Below are 4,212 nucleotides of genomic sequence, written 5' to 3'. Positions count from 1 at the left end.
ACCCTACCCTTGCCCCCCCGACGTCGGGGCGGCAAGGGTAGGGTGTTGAATATACGGGAAAATCAAGGAAAATAAATCATGCACTTTTTCTGTCAAAATTTGTCAGGAGGAAAAAACAACTTTTCTTTTAGAAAGAGTGGATTGTCCAAAAACTTGCTCTTGCCAAATATTAACATCCTTCGACCTGATAGTTTCCAACGCCTCTTTAATCAAATTGACAGTGAAATCGGTAGTTACTAGCACTATTGTTAAAACCATAACCCCCAGTTCGTTTATAGGACATCTTTGCGAAAAAAGCTTATACTTACCAAAGATAGATTCAATGACATCGGAAGTTCCCAGAAATATCTCACCTTCTGGGATAGTAGAAGTTTGTTCTAACAAATAACGCTGTATTTTCTGGTAAATAGGGATAAGACTTTCGGGAAGGGAAGACTGGGGAAAAAGCTTATCCCATTGAGATAAAGATGTTTGAGTTAACCCCTCATGTTTGATTTGAGCTTCAAGACTTCGGGTCATAGCCAAGATGGTAGCCCAGACAGGGAGAGAATCTTGATTGATAGTCTAGGAGCCAGTCCAAAGACCCTATCTAAGTTAAAATAACGAGATTTTGTCCGTTGACAAGGCGGCATTAAAAACAATAATTCGGTTTGTTGTATCTCTTGACGACACTGATGACATTTTTTGACAAATGACTGATATTGTTCATCTTTTTCCAGTTCTGACTTTAAAATCAATGCCATCTGATGAGTTACCACATAAGTGTGAGCAACTTCTGGATTTTTCTCCTGATATAATTGTATTCCTCTGTATAAATCCCTGCCGTGGTCGGACAGTATTTGTCGAGGAGTTCCCATCTTATTTGTTACTTGTTCTAACAGTGCCGCTATCAATTCTCCCTTTGTTGATGTCATAATCTCTAGTTATAGTTATTACGCTAGGGAGTAGAACGATGATCAAGGCGATATCTTTCTCTGAGTCGGAGATTATCTATCCCGATAGTGATGGTAAACCGATGGCCGATAATACCAAACAGTTTCGCTGGATTGTGACGATCAAGGAAAATCTCGAATGTTTATTCGCAGACAATGACAATGTGTTTATCGCCGGCGATCTGTTGTGGTATCCGGTCGAGGGGGATAATAAAACCTGTCAAGCGCCGGATGCTATGGTGGTGTTTGGCAGACCCAAGGGCGATCGAGGTTCCTATAAGCAATGGTTAGAAAACCAGATTGCGCCGCAGGTAGTCTTTGAAATTCTCTCTCCAGGCAACACTAAAGCAGAAATGCGCCGAAAATGGCAATTTTATCAGCGTTTTGGCGTAGAAGAATATTATCTCTACGATCCCGATGCTAATTATCTACAGGGTTGGTGGCGAAGGGGTGATCAATTGGAGATGATTGCCGCGATCGATAATTGGCAGAGTCCGCTTCTACAGATTCGTTTTCAACTGGAGAGTCCCCAGTTAGCTATTTTTTATCCCGATGGCTCGCGGTTTTTGACCACCCTAGAAATCAAGCAAAAAGCGGAATTAGCCGAACAACGAGCCAATGCCGCCGAACAGCAAGCCCAACAGGAACGTCAACGGGCCCGGGAAGCTGAGGCAAAATTAGCCTGCTTAGAGGCGCAATTACGGGCCCTGGGGATTAATCTAGAGGAAAGCTAACGAGAGGCGGGAAGGACTGGATTTAACCACTGGAGAATCTCATCTTTGAGACGGGAATTATCCCGGGCAAGTCCCTGTTTTAACCATTGGCCGATCGCATCGAGGGGAGTAAATACTTCTCCGGTTTGCCAACTGACATCTTGACTCAAGGGAGTGAGATGATTGCCCGGGAGAGTTCGCAGGGCAATTAAATCATTAAAGCGTTTTTTTAGCAGGGGATTTAATACCAGAGATTGATCGAGCGTGTCGTCTTGAAAACGGATTAAAAGATTGCGACGAATGGCATAATCTTGGAAAATTAACTCGTTTGTTTCTTCGGGGGAAGGGGTAAATTCGAGGTTAAAAGTGGTGTCAATTTGCAAAGGTTCAATAAAGGGAATAGCTCGACGAATGGGATAATTATTAAAGGAAATGAGGATATTTCCCGCCCGTTCCACTTCGTAGAGACTACCGATTAATAAATGTAGTTTACACCCCATACTGTGACCCAATCCGTAGATGGGGAGATAACCTTGGGGCAGACTATGATTCCAGCGCAGACGTTCAATAATATTATCAAAACGGTTTAAAACTGTGCGGGCGATCGATTTGTGATCGAGGGTATTAACAAAGGGAGTCGCGACCATAGCGTAGCCTGAATTCCCAAGACTTTCTAATAACCAACGATAGGTAATATTCGGGGCTGCCGCCACAAATGCCCCCCCTAAAAAGTGAATGATACCCCGGGGACGACGGGGGAGAAAAACCCAATTACCCGCTATTTCTTGCCAATTCATAATTAGTTATCAGTTAATTAATAACTTAGTCACTCACTAAATAAAGACTACCTCATATTATACTAAATCCTGTTTAAAACGGATAGGAGATTAGCCCGAGATTTGCCCGCCGGATAAAGATAACTGCTTGCCCAAGTTATAAAAAATCGGGATGAATAGTTCTAGGGCAGTTTTTTCTTAATAAAAGCCACTAATTGCGACATTTGTTTCTTCATAGTTTCCATTTCTGTTTGCATTTGGGCAATTTGGGACTGGAGAGTCTGAATATCGGTGCCATAATCCCCGGTGAGTTCCTCTAGTTTCGGGCTAAAAACTGTTGGTTTCGGAGAATATTGTTTGGCCTTAGCCATCGCTTCTTTAATCGCTTGTACCAATTGTTTTTGGTCGAAAGGCTTCTCAATAAAGGCAAAATGCGGGAAAGGTTCGGGGATTTTCTCTACTACCTCCTCTTTCCGTCCCGACATTAACACTAGGGGGATACTTTTGAGATTATCTTCGGTTTGGATTTGCTGAAACACCTCCCAACCGCTCATTTTCGGGAGAAGGAAGTCCAAAATAATCAAATTCGGGGTTTCGGTACGGATGAGATGATAGCCCTCTAATCCGTCTTTAGCTTCGAGTAATTCAAAGTTACCCTCTGGTAACATATCGCGAACGTGCATCCTGATCACTTTACTGTCATCGATAACGAGAATTTTATGATTTGACACGATAGACACCTTAGAAAAGAGACAATAGATAAGCTCGATGATTCGAGGGGGTATTGGGGGAAACTTTCGGGATACGGATTGAGAATTCCCAAAAAACCCCTAGAAACTAACATACATCATAAAGAAAAAACCTCGGTTAATGTCCGAGGCTGCTGTTGTAGGAGAACTCAATGCAAAACAAAAGGAAGATACCAAAACCAAAAAGGTTTTGAACGGTAAATCACCTTTGTTGTCCCATTGTAACCCCTGTTTAAGCGTATCGGGAGGAAGTAGCACTTTTTAGGGCTAAATAACCTAAACCGAGACATAAAAGCGCATTTACGCCCAAAAATGCCTGAGCGATCGTACCAGAACCTAACCAGATCAGAGTAGGATGGATAACAGCACTGATACCTAAAGTCACCGCCATAGCTAAAGATACCCCCACCGCTAACCATTTGGCTTGGGGATGACCCAAAAGCAGCGCAATCAGGACAAAAGGCAGGATAACACTAGCAAAAAGCGGATTAAGGGCAGAACTTCCCTGAATAACGCCTCCTAGGTCGGAAAGAGAACTCCCCATCACTCGGAAAGGCCATTGGGGTAAATCGAAGATATAAAGACCTCTGAGGAAAAATAAGCCAGAACTGCCAAAAATTAGACCAGCATTCAAAAATCCGTTCCAGGGGAAGGGAAAATAATTTCTCAGCCACCAAGCGAGGAGATAAGAACCCAAAACCATGGCCATTTTGGGCAAAACCGCCACCGCGCCGCCATCAATCCAGAAACGGGGATTGAGATAACCGTTATCGCGCAACCAACGCCAAAAATCCCGGAAAGTAATCTGTCCTTTCAGGGCCAATTGTAGAGCATTGCCCGCGTCTAATTGTCCGGCGCCAAAATGATTAAAGGGATCATCATTGATCTTACGGGCTGACTGTTGCAAAACCTCTAAAACTGCATTGGGTTCTTTAATTCCCGCAGCCTTGATTAAAGCTACCACCCCAGCAACGTGAGGGGCCGCCATGCTGGTTCCCTGAAAACCGAGGAACGCCGGTTCACCCCCTGAGCGGGATCGATG

General features: G+C 43.7%; 6 protein-coding genes. 1 reads left to right on the top strand and 5 read right to left on the bottom strand.

Translation table 11 applies throughout. The features are described from left to right. Positions 1-102 precede the first annotated feature (102 nt). The gene (locus IQ242_RS18055; RefSeq protein ID WP_002770156.1) at positions 103-519 is read right to left on the bottom strand and encodes a hypothetical protein; all 417 of its coding nucleotides are present in this window, start codon (positions 517-519) and stop codon (positions 103-105) included. Next, complete coding sequence (locus IQ242_RS18050; RefSeq protein WP_193960923.1) at positions 516-914, bottom strand: hypothetical protein; 399 nt, start codon at positions 912-914, stop codon at positions 516-518. The genes IQ242_RS18055 and IQ242_RS18050 overlap by 4 nt, the downstream gene beginning before the upstream one ends. A gap of 38 nt (positions 915-952) precedes the next feature. Here IQ242_RS18050 and IQ242_RS18045 point away from each other — a divergent pair, with 38 nt between their 5' ends. Next, positions 953-1,666 carry a Uma2 family endonuclease gene (locus IQ242_RS18045; protein WP_193960922.1) on the top strand — a complete coding sequence of 238 codons (714 nt, stop codon included), beginning with the start codon at positions 953-955 and terminating at the stop codon, positions 1,664-1,666. On the opposite strand, the gene IQ242_RS18040 is transcribed toward IQ242_RS18045, so the two are convergent. From IQ242_RS18040 to IQ242_RS18030, 3 genes are all read right to left on the bottom strand, one after another. Next, a complete protein-coding gene (locus tag IQ242_RS18040; protein ID WP_193960921.1) occupies positions 1,663-2,442 on the bottom strand; it encodes a DUF1350 family protein in 780 nt (259 codons plus the stop codon). The two genes, IQ242_RS18045 and IQ242_RS18040, sit on opposite strands and share 4 nt — an antisense overlap. 161 nt (positions 2,443-2,603) lie before the next feature. After that, positions 2,604-3,152 carry a response regulator gene (locus IQ242_RS18035; RefSeq protein ID WP_002770148.1) on the bottom strand — a complete coding sequence of 183 codons (549 nt, stop codon included), beginning with the start codon at positions 3,150-3,152 and terminating at the stop codon, positions 2,604-2,606. 250 nt (positions 3,153-3,402) lie between these two features. Then, positions 3,403-4,212 (bottom strand): DUF5942 domain-containing protein (locus IQ242_RS18030; protein ID WP_193960920.1); only part of this gene is annotated, 810 nt, incomplete at its 5' end.

It is taken from the genome of Microcystis sp. LEGE 08355 (assembly GCF_015207185.1).
GTDB lineage: Bacteria > Cyanobacteriota > Cyanobacteriia > Cyanobacteriales > Microcystaceae > Microcystis > Microcystis panniformis.
Note: the sequence above shows the minus strand (reverse complement) of the source record. Positions and strands in the feature narration are given on the sequence as shown.

Bases quoted from the DNA above. Each gene is read 5' to 3' on its own strand.
- IQ242_RS18055 (WP_002770156.1), bottom strand. From the start codon at position 519: ATGACCCGAAGTCTTGAAGCTCAAATCAAACATGAGGGGTTAACTCAA.
- IQ242_RS18050 (WP_193960923.1), bottom strand. From the start codon at position 914: ATGACATCAACAAAGGGAGAATTGATAGCGGCACTGTTAGAACAAGTA.
- IQ242_RS18045 (WP_193960922.1), top strand. From the start codon at position 953: ATGATCAAGGCGATATCTTTCTCTGAGTCGGAGATTATCTATCCCGAT.
- IQ242_RS18040 (WP_193960921.1), bottom strand. From the start codon at position 2,442: ATGAATTGGCAAGAAATAGCGGGTAATTGGGTTTTTCTCCCCCGTCGT.